At 37.0% G+C, this 17510-nt stretch carries 14 protein-coding genes; 13 read left to right on the top strand and 1 reads right to left on the bottom strand.

Translation table 11 applies throughout. The features are described from left to right. Positions 1 to 224: 224 nt before the first annotated feature. The 9 genes from GJ691_RS07880 to GJ691_RS07920 all read left to right on the top strand — a co-directional run bounded on the left by GJ691_RS07880 (position 225) and on the right by GJ691_RS07920 (position 7436). Entirely contained in the window at positions 225 to 1577 is a 1353-nt protein-coding gene (locus GJ691_RS07880) for a WG repeat-containing protein (RefSeq protein WP_179955064.1), read from the top strand. Positions 1578 to 2027: 450 nt separating this feature from the next. Then, positions 2028 to 2543 carry a hypothetical protein gene (locus GJ691_RS07885; protein ID WP_154365589.1) on the top strand — a complete coding sequence of 172 codons (516 nt, stop codon included), beginning with the start codon at positions 2028 to 2030 and terminating at the stop codon, positions 2541 to 2543. 225 nt (positions 2544 to 2768) lie between these two features. Beyond that, positions 2769 to 3365 (top strand): hypothetical protein, encoded by a 597-nt coding sequence (locus GJ691_RS07890; protein ID WP_154365591.1) that lies wholly within the window; start codon positions 2769 to 2771, stop codon positions 3363 to 3365. A gap of 184 nt (positions 3366 to 3549) precedes the next feature. Then, entirely contained in the window at positions 3550 to 3969 is a 420-nt protein-coding gene (locus GJ691_RS07895; RefSeq protein ID WP_154365593.1) for a DUF2147 domain-containing protein, read from the top strand. Positions 3970 to 4122: 153 nt separating this feature from the next. Next, a complete protein-coding gene (locus tag GJ691_RS07900) occupies positions 4123 to 4377 on the top strand; it encodes a hypothetical protein (RefSeq protein ID WP_154365595.1) in 255 nt (84 codons plus the stop codon). A 175-nt stretch (positions 4378 to 4552) separates the two neighbouring features. After that, complete coding sequence (locus tag GJ691_RS07905; RefSeq protein WP_154365597.1) at positions 4553 to 5092, top strand: DUF4303 domain-containing protein; 540 nt, start codon at positions 4553 to 4555, stop codon at positions 5090 to 5092. Between the two features lie 154 nt (positions 5093 to 5246). After that, positions 5247 to 6173 (top strand): alpha/beta hydrolase, encoded by a 927-nt coding sequence (locus GJ691_RS07910; protein WP_154365599.1) that lies wholly within the window; start codon positions 5247 to 5249, stop codon positions 6171 to 6173. A gap of 302 nt (positions 6174 to 6475) precedes the next feature. Then, positions 6476 to 6592: an integrase core domain-containing protein gene (locus GJ691_RS19895; protein WP_425481738.1), complete on the top strand. Its 117-nt coding sequence runs from the start codon at positions 6476 to 6478 to the stop codon at positions 6590 to 6592. 79 nt (positions 6593 to 6671) lie between these two features. Further along, the gene (locus GJ691_RS07920; RefSeq protein WP_154365601.1) at positions 6672 to 7436 is read left to right on the top strand and encodes a DUF6090 family protein; all 765 of its coding nucleotides are present in this window, start codon (positions 6672 to 6674) and stop codon (positions 7434 to 7436) included. 120 nt (positions 7437 to 7556) lie between these two features. Here the strand turns inward: GJ691_RS07920 and GJ691_RS07925 are convergent, their stop codons facing one another. Then, positions 7557 to 8417, bottom strand: a complete 861-nt coding sequence (locus tag GJ691_RS07925) for an outer membrane beta-barrel protein (RefSeq protein WP_154365603.1) — start codon at positions 8415 to 8417, stop codon at positions 7557 to 7559. A 489-nt stretch (positions 8418 to 8906) separates the two neighbouring features. Here GJ691_RS07925 and GJ691_RS07930 point away from each other — a divergent pair, with 489 nt between their 5' ends. The 4 genes from GJ691_RS07930 (at position 8907) to GJ691_RS07945 (ending at position 17509) form a co-directional block, all read left to right on the top strand. Beyond that, a complete protein-coding gene (locus GJ691_RS07930) occupies positions 8907 to 9278 on the top strand; it encodes a diacylglycerol kinase (protein WP_154365605.1) in 372 nt (123 codons plus the stop codon). Between the two features lie 470 nt (positions 9279 to 9748). Continuing rightward, positions 9749 to 12307 carry a beta-mannosidase gene (locus GJ691_RS07935; protein ID WP_246200144.1) on the top strand — a complete coding sequence of 853 codons (2559 nt, stop codon included), beginning with the start codon at positions 9749 to 9751 and terminating at the stop codon, positions 12305 to 12307. Between the two features lie 56 nt (positions 12308 to 12363). After that, on the top strand, positions 12364 to 14169 hold the full coding sequence (locus GJ691_RS07940) for a glycoside hydrolase family 2 protein (protein ID WP_154365609.1): 1806 nt from the start codon (positions 12364 to 12366) through the stop codon (positions 14167 to 14169). A gap of 193 nt (positions 14170 to 14362) precedes the next feature. Further along, on the top strand, positions 14363 to 17509 hold the full coding sequence (locus GJ691_RS07945; protein WP_154365611.1) for a VPS10 domain-containing protein: 3147 nt from the start codon (positions 14363 to 14365) through the stop codon (positions 17507 to 17509). Position 17510: the final 1 nt, after the last annotated feature.

Here is a 17510-nt window from a genome sequence, read left to right on the forward strand (position 1 = left end):
TTCGGTACAGCAGTAATTTGAGTAACCATATCTTTAATTTTTTGTTCATTTTAAAGATACTCGACTTACTGCTTTTTCATCGATGCTATAAAAAATTGCTAAATTAGTGCTTAACCAAAGGTCGTTGCATTTTTGTTACGTCTGATTTTCCTTCGGAAAATCCTCGCACACAAAAACGCAACTTTCCATACACAAACACGTTAGCAAAAATTATGACCCAAATTATGATTAAACCAAAAGTAATATTAGTTCTTTTTATATTCTCATCGTTAATGATGGCTCAAACAAATGAAGTTATGGAAGCAACTTCGCCAAATAATCCTGGAGAAGTTGACTTTGGTGAATTCCAAACTAAAAACAATAAATATGGCATCGTAAAAAAGGACGGGACAGTTATAGTGCCATACGAGTATGATAGTCTTTCAGGAGATATAAGCCGTAATCGTATTAAAGCAATAAAAAAAAATAAAATAGGCTTGATAAGTAGTAGCAACGAAATTATTATACCTATCAAGTATCAAGAATTAGAATTTATTCAGCCGCACTACCATGATTTTTTAAAAATAAGGGACAAAAACAAATACGGAATAATAAATCTCCAAGAAAAGGTCATTATTACGAATGAGTACGACGATATTAGATGGCACAAAGATAATTTCTTCATAGTCACTAAGAATGGAAAGGTGGGAGCTATTGATAAAAAAGGTACATCTTTAATGAAACTCACGAAAGGAAATGATATTCAGAAAGCCATTTGGAAAAATCGTATCCCCAAATACTTTATATTTAAATCAGATGATAAATTTGGACTTGTTGACATCAATGGGAACGTTAGCATTCCTCCACTATATTTCAAATTATATTACTGGAATGATTATGATGTTTATAATGCTATAACCAGTGAGAACAAATGGGGGGTATTAGATGAAAAAAATAATGAGTTATTACCTTTGATATATGAACGTATCGTCATTGACCAACCTGATTTCATCGTAGTAAAGAAAAACAACAAATATGGTGTAGTTGACATCAAGAATAATTTATTAATTCCTTTTGAATATGATAAACTATTCACTATTAGCTCAAAAAAATGTGGGTCAAGGCATGTTGGAACAAAGGATGGTACAAGGGAACTTTTAGACAATAAAGGCCTGCCTTTAATAAAACAACTAAATTTTGATAATATCAATTTTGTTGACCAATGTTTGTTTGAGACTAGGATGAATAATAAATTAGGACTTATGGACATGAATGGAAAAATTATATTGAAAAATAAATTTAAAGTTATTAAGCCTATCAATAGTAGCAGAATTATTGCGTCGGAAATCAAGAACTTTAAATTATTCGATTTTAAGGGTAGTTTGTTAACAGATGAAGAATTTGAAGAAATCAGAAATATTAATTCTTCTCAATATTTATCAATCAAAAAAAACAACAAGTATGGTTTAATTAATTTCGAAGGGAAACTTATTAAGGAGCCCGTCTATGATAAGATTCAATGGAAACAAAATGCAGATAATTCTATTTATGGCGTAATTGGCATTAAGAAAATAAAAATAATATCGGACGGAAAATAACTTTTGCTAACAATGGTAACCGTTGCACAAGCCCTTGAACAGCAAAAAAAAGACCTCTTTTAAGCCCTTTTTAGGGGCTTTTTGTTTTTAGGACACTGGGCAATCTAGATTTTTAGGGGGCCTACAAGTGTTCTTTCAAGTTCTTGGCACCTGTTTTTTATAAAAAATGACAAAGCAAGCATTCCCATCCCACTTTTCGCTCGTTTCCCGATGAATTTCAGGTATTTCCTCAGGTTGTAGGGCAAACAGTTTTTCCTAATAGTACTTCTTTGCTTGCTTACCTATAGTTACGCCCCCCTTCCCGATCGGCAATAATCGATAAAGACTTTTTTCTTAACTTGGGCAACAGTCATAACACCTATAAACAATAAGGGCTTTGGCCCTGTGTAAAGATGGAAACGATAGGTTCCCTTTCTGACCTACTTGGCATAGTTTCATACCATAAATAATATGAGCAAACAAAAACTGATAAAAAGACTAAAGAGTTATTATCCTATGGAAAGATTTCACGCTTTTGTGACTTTCCCAGCTATTTTCGTTTATCTAATTTTTAATAACTCATTTTCAAATATATTTTTTCTGTTGTATGGTATTTTAATTTGTATAATAATACTGATTCAAGGACAATACTATTGGAAATTAAAGTTATATAGATTAATGAACAAACCCTTCAATCAAGAAAAAAACCTAAATATTTTCAGGATTTCTAAAAAACTAAATTTGATATTAATTGGCCTGATTCCGTTAATATTTGCAATTCAATTATATCAAAACGACTGGAAAATTATACCTGAAAACTTAATTTTATGGGGGTTATTTGCCAATTTTATCGCAATTCTTGAGCATATAAATTACTATATGCGCCAATTAATGATTGATAATTCAGCTGATTTAAAATATGTAAAGCGGAATATAAAATTAAAAATCGCAAGTTTAGCCAAGGATTTAAAAGAGAATGAACTATAAGGTCAGGAACTAACAGCGGCCATTGTTAAGACATATTTCGAAGCTCAACCCAAAGTACTGAGCTTTAAACCAAAACCGATAAATTGAAATTTTACCATAGCGGAAAATTCAAAATTTGGCTTTTTAAATAAAAAAGAAAAACAATACATAAAAATTCGAATCAAAATTCATCTGATAAGTTAATGCCTTTATACACTCTATGTTTCACATACAATACAGGAAAAAATGAATAATCTTAAGAAATATTTAGCGGAAGGTTTATTGATTGTCTTTAGTGTTTTATTCGCTTTGTTTATCAATAAATTAGTTGATGACCACAAAACCAATAAAAAAAAGACAATAGCCATTGAAAGCATTAAGAAAGAACTATATCGAAATTCGGCAATAATCAATAAATGGAAAGAGCGACATATAAAAATAAGAAATCGCATTACTGAATTAGTTGAAGGGCGTAATGACAGTTTGAAAACCGAACTATTAAAACATGAATTTCTTAATCTTGGTGTATTAACGAACAATGAGAGTTTAATTGATGCTATATTAACAAATACCGCTTGGGAATCGGCCAAATCAACAGGAATTATATCAGAATTTGATTTTGATACAACCCAAAAACTGACTCATGTATATTCAATGCAAGAGGTTTTAACCGAAAGAACCGTAATTAAAATATTAGATTATTATTTCGATCCAAATGCCCACAATATGGAAAACATTGACGAGACCCTAACCCAATTTCAATTGAGGTTTTGGGAATTGACCGGGCAAGAAGAACTAATGACCAACTTGTACAATGAGGCCATCAATCAAATAAAAAAATAAAACGGTTCCTACCAGAGGGAGCTTTTATATGACTTTTAATTCCATTTAAAACTTGGGGGAATTTATTATTGGCCAAAATCATTTTTCAAATTACTAACATTAATTTTTCTATTTTTAGGACCTAATAGTTCTAGGTAAAAATTGGAATTCTTAAGAAGCTTAATAAAAAAACCCTCATATAATCATGAAATATTTATTTACACTATGTATAATGACCTTAAGCTTTGTAAGCTATGGGCAATCAATAACCGGACAATGGGAAACCTACGATGATGAAACCAAGGAGAAAAAAGCGATTATTGAAATTTATAAAACAGATAATCTCTATTTCGCCAAAATAGTCAAAAGTTTCAAGAGCGATAAAAATGCTGTTTGTGACAATTGTAAAGGAACAAAAAAAGGTAAACCAATTAGTGGCCTGGTCATTATTGAAAACATAAAAAAAGATGATGATGAGTTTAATGGTGGCACTATTTTAGATCCGGAAAACGGAAAAATTTACAAGTGTTATTTAGAGTTGGTAAACAAAAATAAATTGAAAGTAAGGGGCTTCCTTGGAGTTTCCCTTTTTGGTAGGACCCAGTATTGGATCAGGAAGGAATAAATTCCTATTCCGTGCGTATGACCACAAATACCAATCGTTATATTACAACTTTGAAATACGGAAACCCTTTACCTTCCTTATCGTCTTATGGCTCTCATTTCCCCTCTATTCACAAGAAGTATTTTATAAATTACCGTAAGCAAAAAACATAGCATGGTATTTAATAAGAAGATCTTTGGGAACGAAAACCTGTTGAATAGTTTAGGAGCTTCAGAACAAGAAATAAAAAAACTAGAGGAAGTATATATATTTTTAGAAAAGCAGAACAGAGAACTGAACAACCACTATAATCTCTCCGAACTAGGAATGCTTTTAGTAGATCTCAAAGAAATTCCCGAAAGTAAATCAATAGTAACCGTTGCAAAAGCCTATAATCCGGGAAAAGCTACTTCATTTAAGCCGCATTAAGGGTGTTTATTCACCGTTGGTCGCCCAATATACGGGTGTTCATTGGCCCTTATACTCCGTGGCACCCATGGTTTTATTGCCAATATCATCTAAAACTTTTTATCGTTTTCACTATATTTCCATAAGATAATGTGGACCGCAAATAACGCGGTGATATAACCAATTATAAAGAACTATGAATACTGATTTTAATTTCGAAGAGTTGAAAAGCAAAATTGAATTTGCCGTTAAAAAAAGTTTTAAAGAAAATATTCAAAAATATGGTTCCGATATTTGCTCTTTTTCATTAATAAGTGATGATGGGGCAATGACCTTGGTCCCTTATACAAATACTAAAAGTCATTTAGAGAAAATGCAATCTCAAGATCCTAAATACAAGGATTTTTATGAATTTGAACCTGTTGAATGGTTTACCTCTAATGGGGCCAAAGCTGAATTCCATGACCTATGCCAAACTCTTTCAGTAGAAACCGACAAAGAAGAATTAGACTTTGAAAATTTTAGAAACATAGTATTCGAAACTTGCGTTCAAGTATTGGAAAAACTGCGTACTGAAGGTTTCTTTCAAAAAGAATTAGGAAAAAACCTGTTGGTACAATTTAATATTTCAGATACAAACGAGCCTAAAGAAAATTTAATAAAATGGACAAAACGGCTTAATGATAAAAAAAATGGAAAACGTTATCAAGATTATATGAATCACGTATTCGAATAAAAACTGGTTACAAAAATGGAGATAGTTTATACGGTTTTTGGTACTTCACCCAAAGTTTAAAGCTTTTAAGCAAGTCCGCAAAATCTTTGGTATTTTGCCTTGGATAGGAAATAATAAATCAAAAAAACAGAGACATATTTAACACAAATAATAGATGAAAAAATTAATAATTACCACTATAGTCTTGTCATTTATTCTTTCTGTAAAAGCACAAAGTTCGCCTCCAAAAGTCGTTCATGGTAAGATTGAACGTATTGAGAATTTCGAGTCAAAATATATAACCCCCAGGAATGTTGATATTTGGATGCCTGAAGGTTATTCACCATCGCAAAAATATTCTGTGTTATACATGCATGATGGACAAATGCTATTCGACCCTGAAAGCTCGTGGAACAAACAAGCATGGAATGTAGATGATGTGGCTTCCAAATTATTTCAATCACATAAGATTGAAAAATTTATTGTTGTTGGCATTTGGAATGGAGGAGAAACGAGGCACTCTGATTATTTTCCGCAAAAACCATTTGAATTATTATCAAATAGTCAAAGAGATACGGTAAATGCCCAACTTAAAAGCTCTCATGTTCCAATAACAAATACATTCCGTCCTCAATCTGACAACTATCTTAAGTTTATTGTTAAAGAGCTAAAACCGTATATAGACAAAACCTATTCGGTTTATTCTGACAAAGAGAACACCTATGTGATGGGTAGCAGTATGGGAGGTTTAATTTCTATGTATGCTATTTGTGAATACCCAAAGGTATTTGGAGGGGCTGCTTGTTTATCAACGCATTGGCCAGGTACTTTTACCCTTGACAACAACCCAATACCAGATGCATTTATTACGTATTTGAACAAAAACCTTCCAAATCCTAAAAGCCATAAGATTTATTTTGATTGTGGAGATGAAACATTGGATAAGTTGTATCCGGAAATCCAAAAAAAAGTAGACCAGTTGATGGTCGAAAAAGAATACAACGAAGATAATTGGATCACTAAATATTTCCCTGGAGAAAACCATAGTGAAAATGCCTGGAGTAAAAGGCTCCATATTCCTTTAGAATTCTTGTTAAAATAAAAAATTCTACCAACAGGGTTTTCAAAATACAGTTAATACCGGCTTTTCTAGGAGGTTGTGTCTATTTGCTTGCAACTTTCCAAGCACTACCACCTTGTTTGTAAATTATGGCCCTTCCTGAATAAAAGCTACAAAATGAGATTGAACCACTTATTCATTATTCCGAAAGCATAATACCATAGTAACATCTATACATATACACTGAAGAGAAACAAGATTGAAATCAGTATGGCCAGGCAGAGCAATTACTATGAAAACGGCATTGTCTGAGCGTGTAATCGGTATCTTAATCGATAAATTTTATCTCTACCGAACCCTTTGATAGCCTACAACACGCAAAAAGAGCTACAAAAAATGTAATCAAACTATACAATGAAATTAGATTACATTTATCTTTAAAGTACAAAACATCTAATTAGGTGCATCATTATACCGCTTAAAACAAGTATTAACCTGTGCCGTATTTTAGGATAAGTCATTATCGAAAACCATTAACCAATGATAAAATTCTTTAGGAAAATTAGACAAAATTTGATTTCTGAAAACAACTTCAGCAAATATCTGTTGTATGCAATAGGAGAGATTGTTCTTGTGGTGATTGGGATACTCATAGCCCTTGCCATAGATAATAGCAATCAAAATCGGGTAATCAAGGAAAAAGAACAGACGTACTTAAATGGCTTAAAAGAGGAGTTCAAGACCAGTAAATTCAAGTTAAATGCGTTGATCGAGGTAAACAAGGAAAATTTCCGGGGAGCTAAAAAACTATTGCAATATATCTCCGATAAAAACCATCCCCCTACCGAAACACAGTTTTCACAATTATTGTTCAATACATTTTCTTCCGATATTTCCTTTAATCCCAACAACTCCCTTTTAAGCGAGATCATAAGCTCAGGAAGTTTAAAAGACATTTCAAACCCAGATTTAAGAATACAATTAACCAATTGGATATCTACTTTAGAGGATGTAACCAAACAAGAAAACGAACTCGGTATCCAACGGGAAAAAGTACTTGATATTTTTAGGACAAATGACAACAGTTTACGGGTCATATTCGACCTAACAGGTGTAAACCAAGAAATAGGTATCGAAAAAACCGGTCAGGATGTCAGTAATCTGGGGTTATTGGATTCCAGGGCGTTCGAGAATAATATTTTAATGTTCGTTCTTACCAGTAGTGCTATGGAAAAAGCACATTACGCTCCTTTGATGGAAGATCTGAACGCTATTTTGGAGTTAATTGAGCATGAAATAGAATAACCAAAAACCCACTATGTACGAATAAGGGAACAGCGCAGCCCTTAAAAAAGAAACCCCATCAAAACCAACGTTTTGATGGGGTCGTTTATTTAAAGGATCAAAAGAAAATCCCTAGGCCCTCTACTCTTTTTTAGAACGTCCTAATTTATAGGTTATACCTATATTAAGTCCGAAAGAGGAATATGGTACTTTTTGTGATAGTGTTTTAGAGGTATCTGTATTGGTATTCGACAAACTATCCTCATAAGTCGTTTTTCTATTAACGCCTTCGGGTAAATTATCCATATTATAATAACCGCTCACGGCAACAGAACCATCGGGCAAAACAATATCAGTATTGAATTCAGATAGTTCGGAATCTTTTCTTTTTAAACTGATACCGTAGTATTCAGCCTCTACAAAAAGACTCCAATTCGTATTCAAATCATATTTATAACCAAGTGCGGCTACGAGGCCTAAAGGAAAATGTCCGTGATAATCCTCTTTATAATTTGTTTCGGAATATGACCCTTCCGGCACACCAAAAGCCGCCGCCTCTTCTTCAGAGAAAACAGATTTTTGATACACCACGGCTTCGGTTTTACCGCCTAATTTCAATAAAGCCCCAAAACGACCATAAATGTTATTGGTAAATCTATAAACAACAGAAGTTGAAGCTCCGAAAGCACGGGCCCTGGCCACTGCATTTACCTCCGTACTAGGTAAATCAACAACTGATACATCTTGATCCGTACCATGTAAGTAACCAACTCCTAAATCCACTCCAAACGATTCGTTAAAGAAATAGGTTCCCCGTACTTGAACGTTGGCCCCTTCACCATAACTACCATAAGAGTTTTCTGTTTCTGAGACATTCACTCGTTCTCCCAATTTCATGCCAGCGCTTCCTATGGCATATCCAGAACTTGCTGAAAATTGCCACTGCCCATAAGAAAAAGTGCTTACCAAGACAGCTGCGATTACTGTAATTAATTGCTTCATAATTGATGATTTAGTTAGAATTATTAACAGAAAGTATTATAAAAAATTAGGTTTCCAAAGCCCAACATTAAAACCAAACGACCTTATTCAAAGGTATATTCTTTTGATTAGAAAAGTGTTACGCGTGCAGTCGACAACCCCATTAAAACCATTGTCAAAGATACTTCAATAATAAACTTGGTTTTAACAGCTTTTAAGTTTTGATCAATCTTCAAAACTTTTGAAACATTTCCTTTGTTATTGTCAAAATCAGACGTCTTTAATCTAATTAATCTTAAAAACATTCTTAAAATAATCTCATTAATTCTCATAACCACAATACAGTATAAAATTGAAAACCGGCCATAACCAGCGTAATACCTTATAAAAAATTAATGAACTCTTAACACTGTATCCCTTTTACCCAATTACAGGGTAATACATTTTATCCTATTTTTGGCGAAAACAATAACCTAGTAAACCTTAGCTACTGGGTGAGGACTACATCCAATGAGGAAATTTATCAATGGAAGAATCAAAAGTATCGGTTATGCCCTTAAAGGAGCCCTGCTTTTAATAAAAACAGAACATAGTATCATTGCCCAATTAATTGTTTTCGTGGTATTGATCATCTTGGGATTCGTATGCGATATTTCCAAACAGGATTGGATCAATCAGATTTTGGCAATTGGCCTTGTCCTAAGCGTAGAAGGCCTGAATACTACGGCGGAAAAATTGGCCGATTTCGTTCATTTGGAAAACCACCCGAAAATAGGCTTCATTAAGGATATTTCGGCCGGTGCGGTAACCTTTGCGGCCCTTTCCTGCTTGGTCACTATCATTCTTATCTATTATCCTTATATTATAAACCTTTTGGTATAAACCATAAGGTTGAAATATTCAGAAGCATCTTCTCGATAAATCGAGGAAGTTTGCCTCGGTTTCCAATCCAAAATCCTGCCTATTCATATAAAAAATCCGTTTATCATTGGTGTATGTGGCATCAATAATCAAACACTGGTACAATATTGTCAAATACCTATTTGTAAATACACAACACTTGTTTTAAAAGCGATCAACCTTTAAATTTGATAGACTTTAAAACGCATACGAAAGCCCTACCCGTTTGACCTAAATTCAAAGGAAATTTTGTTCACCAATAAATTTCCGATATAACGGCACCGATCCTTTAAAGATTGGGGAAAACAGAATAAAAACGGCTCTACCATTAAGAAAGGTTCCTTGACCGAACCTTCTGATGAACTATAGATTAAAAGGCCGTGCCTTTAACATTATGAAAAAATAAAACCATGCTAAAAACCACTCGATTACTTCAAACTTTATTTTTTATTATGGCAACTGTTTTTCTCTCTAGTTGTGACAATGATCCATCGGTTTCCGAGATTGAAATTGCGCAAAACTGGACCTTCAAAAATACCCAAGACACGCTTTGGAACCGCGCTACCGTTCCAGGAACCGTTCACACCGACCTAATGGAAATCGGGGAAATTCCCGATCCCTATTATCGGTTGAACGAACACGACCTGCAATGGATAGATAAAGAGGACTGGGAGTACAAAACAAATTTCAACCTTACCAAAGAAGACCTAGAAAAACAGGAAATAGAACTTGATTTTTCAGGTTTGGACACCTATAGTACCGTTTACCTGAACGAGACATTGATCTTAAAGACCGATAATATGTTCCGTACCTATTCGGCCGGGGTAAAATCGAAATTGAAAGAGGGTAATAATGTTTTACGAATCGTATTCGAATCGCCAATTAAAAAAGGATTGGAGAAATACGATGCCTTGGGCTATAAAATTCCCGTATCGGACAATGATCTTGCAAATATCGGTAAGGTAGAAGGTGATAAACAAGTGAGCATTTTTACCCGAAAGGCAGGTTACCATTTTGGTTGGGACTGGGGACCACGTTTTGTCAGTTCCGGTATTTGGAGACCTATAAAACTGCGTAGTTGGAACCACCATAAGATCGATGACCTTTATATTAAACAAGACACCTTGGCCCAAAGTGCCAGCCTAACGGCTCAAATTGAGTTGAGTGCCAATGAAATCAACGAAAAATCGGAAATTGAAATCCTTGTCAATGATTCCATAATCAAAAAACAAGAAGTTGCGTTAGCGGTAGGAAAAAACAAGTTCAATATTCCTTTCAAAATAGAAAATCCGGAACTATGGTGGCCCAATGGAATGGGGGAACAGGTATTGTACAATATCGAAGTTAAAGTTATATCCGACTCCTATATCGACCGAAAATCACATCAAATAGGCCTTAGAACGGTAGAACTGGTCAGGGAACCCGATGCCTACGGAACATCATTCTATTTCAAGGTAAATGGGCATCCCGTATTTATGAAGGGGGCCAATTACATTCCCCAAGATGCCTTTCTACCCCGTGCAAAAAAATCCAATTACGAACACATCCTAACCTCCGCCAAGGAGGCCAATATGAATATGCTCCGCGTTTGGGGCGGTGGTATTTATGAAAACGACGAGTTTTATCAAATGTGCGACGAAATGGGGCTTCTCGTTTGGCAAGATTTTATGTTCGCCTGTGCCATGTTCCCTGGCGACCAAGGATTTCTTGACAACGTAAGGCAAGAAGCCATTGACAATGTGAAAAGGCTGCGCAACCATACATCAATCGCCCTTTGGTGCGGAAATAACGAGATTCTTTCGGCCTGGGAAAACTGGGGTTGGAAAAATCAGGTCACAGAAAATCAATCTCCCGAAATTTCCGATACCATTTGGAAGGCCTATGATGATATCTTTCACAAAATACTTCCGGAAGTGGTTCAAAATTTCGATGGTAACCGCGCCTACTGGCCATCATCCCCTGAAAGTGATTTCGGGGAACCGGAATCCTTGGAAAAAGGGGATGCCCATTATTGGATGGTCTGGTGGGGCAAAGAACCGTTCGAAAAATACACCACTGAAATTCCCAGATTTATGTCTGAATACGGATTTCAGTCCTTCCCAGAAATGTCAAGCGTTAAAAAATACACCATTCCAGAAGATTATGACATTTATTCAGAGGTTATGAAATCGCACCAAAGATCAAGCATTGGTAATGAGACCATTGAGGAATATATGCTACGCCATTACAAACGACCAAAAGATTTTGAGAGTTTCCTATACGTTAGCCATCTTTTACAGGCCCATGGGATTAAAGTTGGCATTGAGGCCCACAGAAGAAACAGGGACCGCTGTATGGGCAGCTTGTACTGGCAGATCAACGATTGTTGGCCAGTGGCTTCTTGGTCCAGTATTGATTATTATGGTAAATGGAAGGCCCTTCATTACGAAGCAAAAAAATCTTTTGAAAATTTCTTGGTCACTTTCGAAGAGCAGACAGACAGTCTAAAGGTACACATCGTATCCGATTCCCTGCAACCACTGGATGCAAAATTGAAGCTTCGCCTGCTCGATTTCGAAGGTAATGAAATCAACCAACGGGAAAAAGAGGTGGTTGTGGCACCCAACCGATCCCAGTCCTATTTTTCAATTCCAAAAAATGATTTGGTCAACAGGACAGTTTCGAAAAATGTGCTTTTACAGGGTGAATTGATCGTTGATGAGAAGGTGAAAATGGAGAATTTGCATTATTTCTCCCCTTACAAATCCCTCGATTTTCCCAATCCGGAACTTTCTTTCTCGATAAAGGAAAATACCGATAGTTTTGAAGTAACTTTGAGTACCCGAAAATTGGCCAAGAACGTCTTTCTATCTACTGGATCCGATGCCAATTTCTCGGATAATTATTTTGATATGCTACCGAACACCAAAAAAACCGTCTCCATCGAAAAGAATGAAAACGACGATTTAGATTCATTCAAAAACAATCTTAAAGTGATAACCTTGGTAGATACTTATAAAACGGATATTTAGTTAAATCAGTCACGATAAAGTTCCATTCAACCCGAAAAATGAAATTGAAAATGCACATGAAACCAATTAAAAGCTTAATCATCCTATTGTTTATCTCCTCATTTACTACCCTTTTTTCACAGGAAAAGGAATTTGCCGATCTACTTCAAAATATTGATTCAAGGGAAAAAGTTTCTTTGAACGGCTTGTGGGATATCATAATTGACCCGTTGGAGAATGGCTATTACAATCACAGGCTACAACCCATGGATAATGGATACTTCAAAAATGCCAAAATGCAATCGCCTTCCGATTTAATAGAATACGATTTTGACACCAGTTACCAGATTATGGTACCAGGAGACTGGAACACCCAAATGGAAAAACTGTATTATTACGAAGGTACCGTATGGTATAAAAAAGATTTTGACTACACCGCCAAAACCAACGAATTGGTCTATCTCTACTTTGAAGCCGTTAATTACGAAGCAATCGTTTACCTAAATGGAGAACGAATAGGTGCCCATACAGGTGGCTATACACCTTTTCAGTTTGAGGTTACTGATAAGCTGAAAGAGGGGAATAATTTTGTAGTCGTGAAAGTGGACAATAAACGTAAACGTGAAAATGTACCCACGGTCAACCAAGATTGGTGGAACTACGGTGGCATTACCCGATCCGTTCATTTGATCTCAACACCTAAAACCCACATAAGCGATTATTCCATTCAATTGGCAAAAGGCAGTACCAACAACATTGAAGGTTGGGTAACCGTCGAAAATAGCACGGATGACGATAACGTGGAAATCAGTATTCCCGAACTACGTAAAAATGTGAAATCCGTTATTAAAAACGGAAGGGCGAATTTTTCGATAAAAGCAAAACCCACCCTATGGGAGCCGAAAAATCCAAAGCTTTACGAAGTAACCATAAAAACAGGGGCCGATAAACTTACCGATGCCATCGGTTTTAGAACCGTATCTACCCAAGGATCCAAGATATTACTAAACGGGAAGGAAATTTTCCTTAAGGGCATAAGTATTCACGAAGAAGCCCCATTTAAAACTGGTCGGGTAACCTCTAAAGAAGAATGCAGGATATTGTTGCAATGGGCCAAGGAACTAGGGTGCAATTATATTCGTTTGGCCCACTATCCCCATAGTGAGACCATGGTTCGTGAGGCTGAAAAAATGGGCTTTATGATCTGGTCGGAAATACCTGTGTATTGGACCATCTTATTCGACAATATGGATACGTATGCCAATGCAAAAAACCAACTAACGGAAATGATTTCCCGTGACAAGAACAGGGCAGCGATCCTTATGTGGTCAGTGGCCAATGAAACCCCTGAGGGTGAGGCCCGACTTTCGTTCTTAAGTAACCTTGCCAATGAGGCCAGAAAATTGGACAATACACGATTGATAACCGCCGCCTTGGACACCCAGAGTGAGGGAGAAGGCGGCAAAATGATCGAAGATCCATTAGGTGAAGCTGTGGATGTTATCGGGATAAACCATTATTGTGGCTGGTACGTTGACGAACCGCAAAAATGTTCTTCGGTAAAATGGGCAAGTGCTTACGACAAGCCCATGATCATGAGCGAAGTTGGCGGTGGTGCGCTCTATGGCTTACATGGAAATAAAAATGAACGGTGGACCGAAGAATACCAAGCCGATGTGTATAAGACCAATATTGAAATGATGCGGAACATTAAATTTTTGTCAGGATTATCCCCTTGGATCTTAATGGATTTCCGCTCTTCAAGAAGACCTTTAAAACGAATTCAGGAAGATTTCAATAGAAAAGGCCTAATCTCTGAACAAGGCATGAAAAAACAGGCTTTTTATATACTTCGCGATTACTATCTCAAAGAAAATAATTAAGCTTATTTATCGCATTGAACCTTGGTGATTGCCATCCGTTTTAGCAATGATCAAGGTTTTTTTGCGCCATATCCTTAACATAATCACTTAAAGTCAATAGAAAACACTTTTTCAACCCTGCATTTTTCTTATAGGTTTCTTACCTTTCAGAGGTAGCTCTCGGGCACTAGTCAAAATCCTAAAAACCAACCGTATGAAATCCTTGCAGTTTATTCTCCTTGCATTACTCATTTTTCCGCTATCCGTACAATCCCAAAAACGTAAAAAGAAGTCAGCGATTCCTGTAATCACCGTGCAGGATTCCATGTTCCATGGACTCAAATGGCGTAATATAGGTCCGTTTCGTGGCGGCAGAAGTGTAGCCTCGACCGGAGTTGTAAAACAACCGATGACCTATTACATGGGAAATACCGGTGGTGGGGTCTGGAAAACCGTTGATGACGGTATTACTTGGAAGAACGTTTCTGACGGATTTTTTAAAACGGGAACGGTTGGCGATATAGCCGTTTCCGAAAGTAATCCGAATATAGTCGTTGTCGGTATGGGGGAGCATGCCGCCCGTGGGGTCATGACCTCTATGGGTGATGGCGTGTACAAATCTAATGATGCCGGTAAAACTTGGCAACATATGGGTTTAGACCATACGCGACATATCTCCGACATCATTATTCACCCGACCAATCCAGATATTCTATTTGTTGCGGCGCAAGGAGCACAGTACGGGCCATCTACCGATCGTGGTATCTACCGTTCTTTGGATGGTGGGGCAACTTGGGAAAAAGTGCTCTATATAAATGACATTACCGGAGCTTCTTCTCTATCTATGGACATGAAGAACCCTCTGATCCTATATGCGGCCATGTGGCAGCACCAACGCTTTCCTTGGACCATAACCTCGGGAGGAAAAGATTCCGGCTTGTACAAATCAACCGATGGAGGGGATACTTGGAAAAAAATGAAAGAAGGATTGCCCAAAGAATTCGGTAAAGCAGGAATTTCTGTTTCAAGGGCCAATCCTGAACGCGTATTTGCCGTCCTTGAGGCCAAAGGTGAGAAAGGAGGCGTTTATCGCTCTGATGATGCCGGTAAAAAATGGACGCAAGTAAACAAAGATCGAATCAATATTGCCCGATCTTGGTATTACATGGAAATTTTTGCGGATCCACAGGATGAAAACTTGGTATATATACTCAATGCCCCAGTAACTAAATCCATCGATGGTGGTAACAGCTTTAAGCCCTTATCCACACCCCATGGCGACAACCATGACCTTTGGATCAACCCGATCGATAACAATAAAATGATCAATTCGAATGATGGCGGTGCCAATGTTTCGAATAATGGGGGAAAGACCTGGAGTTCCCAGCAATATCAACCTACCTCACAGTTCTACCGCGTAATAACTGACAATTTAGTGCCCTACAATGTTTATGGTGGCCAACAAGACAATTCGGCCATTGCGATTGCCAGTAGAACCAACGACCAAGGAATCGATTGGAAAGACTGGTACTCCGTCGCTGGTTGTGAAAGTGCCTATTTAGCCTTTGATCCGGATAATCCCGAGGTGGTTTTCGGAGGTTGCTATCAAGGAATCATCGAGAAATGGGTTCGGGCTTCTCGTGAAGGAAAACCCATTAAGGAATATCCCGAATTAGCCCTCGGAAACGCTCCTGAAGATTTTAAATTCCGATACAACTGGAATGCCCCTATTATAAGTTCCCCACATAAAAGAAGCACCATTTACCATGCGGGAAATGTGGTTTTCAAATCTATGGATAACGGAAATAGCTGGGACATAATAAGTCCCGACCTTACCCGAAACGATAAATCTAAACAAGGGCCTGGTTCAGGTCCGTATACCAATGAAGCCGCTGGTGGTGAAAATTATAATACCATTATGTATTTGGTTGAATCTCCCCATGAAAAAGGGGTACTATGGGCTGGTAGTGATGACGGACTTATACATCTTACAAAAGATGGAGGCCTGAATTGGACCAATGTAACACCCCCGAATTTAAAAGAGGGAATCGTGAACAGTATTGAGGTATCACCACATGATCCAGGTACAGCCTACGTGGTAGTGATGCGTTACAAGCAAATGGACCTCAAACCTTATATTTTTAAGACCTCGGATTACGGAACCACTTGGTATAATATAACAAATGGTATAACTGGTGAACATACGTTCGTACGGGTGGTTCGGGAAGATAAACGCAAGAAAGGTTTGCTCTATGCCGGTACGGAAACCGGTTTGTTCATTTCATTGGATGACGGACAAAATTGGCAACCTTTCCAGTTGAATTTGCCTATTGTTCCAATCAATGATTTGATCATTCAGGATAATGATTTGGTAGCCGCCACAGCCGGTCGTTCTTTTTGGATTCTAGATGACCTTGCGCCCATTCAGAATATGGATTCTCCAAAAAAACAAATCAGTATTTTCAAACCCAAAGATACTTACCTGATATTTGGTGGGCATACCGATAAACCCGTTCCTGGACTTGGACAAAACCCTAAATCCGGAGTAACGTTCGATTACTATTTAGATACCGATGCCGATAGTTTGGATTTGAAATTAGAGGTTTTGCACAAAGGCAAAACCATAAGAACCTATACGAACAAAAAACCGAAAGATTTTAAATCATGGCCCGGTGGCCCATCCAAACCAGAAACACTTCCATCCAAAAAAGGATTCAATAGATTCACATGGGATTTCAGAAAAGAAAATCTACCTGCTGTAGACAAGGTTTTCGTATACGGTAGTTATGCAGGATCACGAGTGGGTCCAGGCACCTACCAATTAAAACTGACCGTAGACGGATTGACATCCGAAACAGAAGTTACGGTAATGAAGAATCCAAAGGTAGAAGGTACAACAGCCAACTACGAGGAACAACAAACTGTTTTGGGACACATTGAAAGTGGTATAAAAAGTATTCACGAATCGGTTACATCCATGCTATCGGCAAAAGCACAATTGAAAAGTTACGCCGAGTTGCTGAAAGGCAATGATAAGGCCGAAAAACTATTGGAAAAGGGCAAATCATTAATTGAGCGTATTGAAACCTGGGAAGGGAAATTAATACAACCCAAACAAAAAACTTTTCAGGATGTAATCAATTTCAATAACCGACTCAATGCGGAATTTATGGAGCTAAAGAGTTATGTGGATGTTGCGGAACCTAAAGTGACCCAAGGGGCTAAAGAGCGACTTAAAGACCTTATGGCCGAATGGAAGACTTATGAAAATGAAAGAAATGCCATCGTAAACGATGAAATGGAAGCATATAACAAATTATATAATGACTTAGGATTGCCAGCCATAATCCTAAATGAATAAA

It is taken from the genome of Maribacter luteus (assembly GCF_009674825.1).
In the GTDB taxonomy this organism is placed as follows: Bacteria; Bacteroidota; Bacteroidia; order Flavobacteriales; family Flavobacteriaceae; genus Maribacter_A; species Maribacter_A luteus.

What these genes read in the sequence shown, in the direction of transcription:
- GJ691_RS07880 (WP_179955064.1), top strand. Translation starts at nt 225, where the DNA reads ATGATTAAACCAAAAGTAATATTAGTTCTTTTTATATTCTCATCGTTA.
- GJ691_RS07885 (WP_154365589.1), top strand. Translation starts at nt 2,028, where the DNA reads ATGAGCAAACAAAAACTGATAAAAAGACTAAAGAGTTATTATCCTATG.
- GJ691_RS07890 (WP_154365591.1), top strand. Translation starts at nt 2,769, where the DNA reads ATGAATAATCTTAAGAAATATTTAGCGGAAGGTTTATTGATTGTCTTT.
- GJ691_RS07895 (WP_154365593.1), top strand. Translation starts at nt 3,550, where the DNA reads ATGAAATATTTATTTACACTATGTATAATGACCTTAAGCTTTGTAAGC.
- GJ691_RS07900 (WP_154365595.1), top strand. Translation starts at nt 4,123, where the DNA reads ATGGTATTTAATAAGAAGATCTTTGGGAACGAAAACCTGTTGAATAGT.
- GJ691_RS07905 (WP_154365597.1), top strand. Translation starts at nt 4,553, where the DNA reads ATGAATACTGATTTTAATTTCGAAGAGTTGAAAAGCAAAATTGAATTT.
- GJ691_RS07910 (WP_154365599.1), top strand. Translation starts at nt 5,247, where the DNA reads ATGAAAAAATTAATAATTACCACTATAGTCTTGTCATTTATTCTTTCT.
- GJ691_RS07920 (WP_154365601.1), top strand. Translation starts at nt 6,672, where the DNA reads ATGATAAAATTCTTTAGGAAAATTAGACAAAATTTGATTTCTGAAAAC.
- GJ691_RS07925 (WP_154365603.1), bottom strand. Translation starts at nt 8,417, where the DNA reads ATGAAGCAATTAATTACAGTAATCGCAGCTGTCTTGGTAAGCACTTTT.
- GJ691_RS07930 (WP_154365605.1), top strand. Translation starts at nt 8,907, where the DNA reads ATGAGGAAATTTATCAATGGAAGAATCAAAAGTATCGGTTATGCCCTT.
- GJ691_RS07935 (WP_246200144.1), top strand. Translation starts at nt 9,749, where the DNA reads ATGGCAACTGTTTTTCTCTCTAGTTGTGACAATGATCCATCGGTTTCC.
- GJ691_RS07940 (WP_154365609.1), top strand. Translation starts at nt 12,364, where the DNA reads ATGAAACCAATTAAAAGCTTAATCATCCTATTGTTTATCTCCTCATTT.
- GJ691_RS07945 (WP_154365611.1), top strand. Translation starts at nt 14,363, where the DNA reads ATGAAATCCTTGCAGTTTATTCTCCTTGCATTACTCATTTTTCCGCTA.